We start from the raw sequence: 3,279 nt of genomic DNA on the forward strand, positions 1-3,279 counted from the left end.
CCCGCCTGGGAGATCATCCCCGGATGACCACAGAAACGATCACCGCAGCCGCCTCGGGCACCTGGACCCTGGGGGACATGACGGTCAACCGCCTCGGCTTCGGGGCGATGCGCGTACCGCAGGACGGCCCGGCCCTCCAGGCCGACTCCGTGCCCAGCGACCGCGCCCGTGCCATCGCCGTGCTGCGCCGCGCCGTCGAGCTCGGCGTGAACCACATCGACACCGCCGCCTTCTACTTCTCCCCGCTCCGCTCCGCCAACGAGCTGATCAAGAGCGCGCTCGGCGGCCCCTACCCCGACGACCTGGTCATCGCCACCAAGGTCGGCCCCCGCCGCGACGCGGCGGGGGAGTGGGCGGAGCACGCCCGCACCGCCCGCGAGCTGCGCGGCCAGGTCGAGGAGAACCTCCGCCAGCTCGGCCGCGACCACCTCGACCTGGTCAACCTGCGCGTCCTCGGCACCGACTCCGTCAGCGACCGCTTCGGCGCCCTCGCCGAACTCCGCGACGCCGGTCTCATCCGCCACCTCGGCGTCTCCAACGTCACCCCCGAGCAGCTCGCCCAGGCCCGGGCCATCGCACCGGTGGTCTGCGTGCAGAACATGTACGGCATCGGCGTCCGCCCCGAACAGGACGCTTTCGTACGCTTCTGCGGCGAACAGGGCATCGCCTTCGTGCCCTTCTACCGCCGCCGCCGGCCGCGAGGACGGCGCCTCCGGCTCCGAGAGCGGGGAACTGGAGGCCGTCGCCCGGGCCCACGGCGCGAGCACCGCACAGGTCCGCCTCGCCTGGACCCTCCACCGGGGACCCCACATGCTGGCCATACCCGGCACCGGCAACCCCGCCCACCTCGACGCCAACGTGGCCGCCGGCGCCCTGTGCCTCACCGAGGACGACCTGGCCCGTCTGGAAGCACTCCACCACACCGCGACCACCTGACCGGTCCGCCGGGGAGGGCGCACGTCCTCCCCGGCGGCGTCCGGCACAATCGGCGGATGAGCGATGAAGCCCCCCGCGACCGCGCCCCCGCCCCCGGACCCCACGACGACTTCGACCCCTACCTCTGGCTGGAGGACGTCAGCGGCGAGACCGCCCTCGCCTGGGTGCGGGAGCGCAACGCGGAGACCGTCGCCGCGCTGACCGCCGACCCCGGGTTCAAGGTCGTCGAGCGCGAGGTGCGGGAGGTCCTCGACGACGACGGCCGGATCCCCTACACCGTCCGGCGCGGCCCGCACCTCTACAACTTCTGGCAGGACGCCGACCGGCTGCGCGGCATCTGGCGCCGCACCACCCTGGAGGAGTACCGCACCGAGCAGCCGCGATGGGAGACCGTCCTCGACCTGGACGCGCTCGCCGCGGCCGAGGGCGAGCAGTGGGCCTGGGCCGGCAGCAGCGTCCTCGCCCCCGGCCACCGGCACGCCCTCGTCATGCTGTCGCGGGACGGCGCCGACGCCTGCGTGGTGCGCGAGTTCGACCTGGAGACGCTGGAATTCGTCGAGGACGGCTTCACCGTCGAGGAGGCCAAGACCCGCGTCGGCTGGATCGACCCCGACCACCTCTGGATCGGCACCGACTTCGGCCCCGGCACGATGTCCCCCTCCGGCTACCCCCTCCAGGTCCGCCGCTGGCGCCGCGGCACCCCCCTGCACGAGGCCGAAACGGTCTACGAGGGCCGGCCCACGGACCTCTCCGCCACCGGCTGGCGCGACCACACCCCCGGCTTCGAACGGGACTTCGTCGCCCGCGGCATCGACTTCTGGAACCAGGAGCTGTTCCTCCTGCCCGAGGACGGCGCCGGACCGCCGGAGAAGATCGACGTACCCGACGACGCGGTCACCGGCGTCCACCGCGAGTGGCTCGTCGTCAACCCCCGCTCGCCCTGGCTGGGACAGCCCGCCGGCAGCCTCCTCGCCTTCCGCTTCGACGCCTACCGGGCGGGGGACAGGAGCCCGCACGTCCTGTTCACCCCCGACGAGCGCACCGCCCTCGCCGGCTACAGCTGGACGCGCAACCACCTCGTCCTGCGCACCCGTGCCGACGTCTCCTCCCGCCTGGAGCTCCTCACCCCCGCCCCGGACGGCTGGACCCGAGCCCCCCTGGCCGGCGTACCGCCCCTGTCGACGGCGACCGTGACCTGCACCGACCCCGACGAGAGCGACGAGTACTTCCTCGACGTCACCGGCCACCTCCAGCCCTCCACCCTCTACCGGGGCGTGGCCGGGACCGACGGCCTGGAGGTGCTCAAGCAGGCCCCCGCCCTCTTCGACACCGCCGGGCTCACCGTCAGCCAGTACTTCGCCACCTCGCCCGACGGCACCCGCGTGCCCTACTTCGTCATCGGCCCCGAGGACCGCCCCGGCCCCGGACCGGCCCTGCTCTACGGGTACGGCGGCTTCGAGATCTCGATGGTCCCCTCCTACAGCGCCGTCACCGGCCGGGCCTGGCTCGCGCGCGGCGGGACCTACGCCGTCGCCTGCATCCGGGGCGGACGCGAGTACGGGCCCGCCTGGCACCAGGCCGCCCTCGGCGCGAACCGGGTCCGAGCCTACGAGGACTTCGCCGCCGTCGCCCGCGACCTCACCGCCCGCGGCATCACCACCCCCGCCCAGCTCGGCATCGAGGGCGGCAGCAACGGCGGCCTGCTGATGGGCGCCATGCTCACCCGTGAACCCGGGCTGTTCGGCGCGGTCGTCGCCCACGTCCCGCTGCTCGACATGCTCCGCTTCCACAAGCTCCTCGCCGGAGCCAGCTGGACCGCCGAGTACGGCGACCCCGACGACCCCGCCGACCGGCCCCACCTCGAAGCCATTTCCCCCTACCACCGGATCCGTGCCGACGGGCCCCCGTACCCGCCCCTGCTCCTGCTCACCTCCACCCGTGACGACCGCGTCCACCCCGGCCACGCCCGCAAGATGGCCGCCCGGCTGCGGGAACTCGGGCACCCCGTCCTCTTCCACGAACACCTCGGCGGCGGCCACTCCGGAGCCACCGACCACCAGCAGACCGCCTTCAACGAGGCCCTCGTGCACACCTTCCTCCGGGAGCGCCTGACCCCGCCGAGGTGACCTCCCGGCGCGCTGCCCGTCGGATCCCGACGGGAACCCCGCCGGACGGACCCCCCAAGGGGCCCCGTACCGGGGGCCGTCGCCGGCCGAGACCCTGGAGGCCATCGGCAGCGGCGACGACGAGACCACCACCTGCCGGGAACTCGCCGCGTTCGTCTGCCGCACCCTGGGCGACGCGGCGGCCGTCGACCTGACCGTCGAGGGCCGCACCCGGCGC

At 74.1% G+C, this 3,279-nt stretch carries 1 protein-coding gene and 1 pseudogene; both read left to right on the forward strand.

The genetic code is table 11. The features are described 5' to 3' along the window. The first annotated feature begins 23 nt into the window (after positions 1-23). A pseudogene (locus VR44_RS43465) lies at positions 24-936 on the forward strand (oxidoreductase). 56 nt (positions 937-992) lie between these two features. Further along, positions 993-3,062: a prolyl oligopeptidase family serine peptidase gene (locus VR44_RS37765; RefSeq protein ID WP_045952196.1), complete on the forward strand. Its 2,070-nt coding sequence runs from the start codon at positions 993-995 to the stop codon at positions 3,060-3,062. The last annotated feature ends 217 nt before the right edge of the window (positions 3,063-3,279 follow it).

This window comes from Streptomyces katrae (assembly GCF_000966975.1).
Lineage (GTDB): Bacteria > Actinomycetota > Actinomycetes > Streptomycetales > Streptomycetaceae > Streptomyces > Streptomyces katrae.

Coding starts and splice junctions, on each gene's coding strand:
- VR44_RS37765 (WP_045952196.1), top strand. CDS start 993: ATGAGCGATGAAGCCCCCCGCGACCGCGCCCCCGCCCCCGGACCCCAC.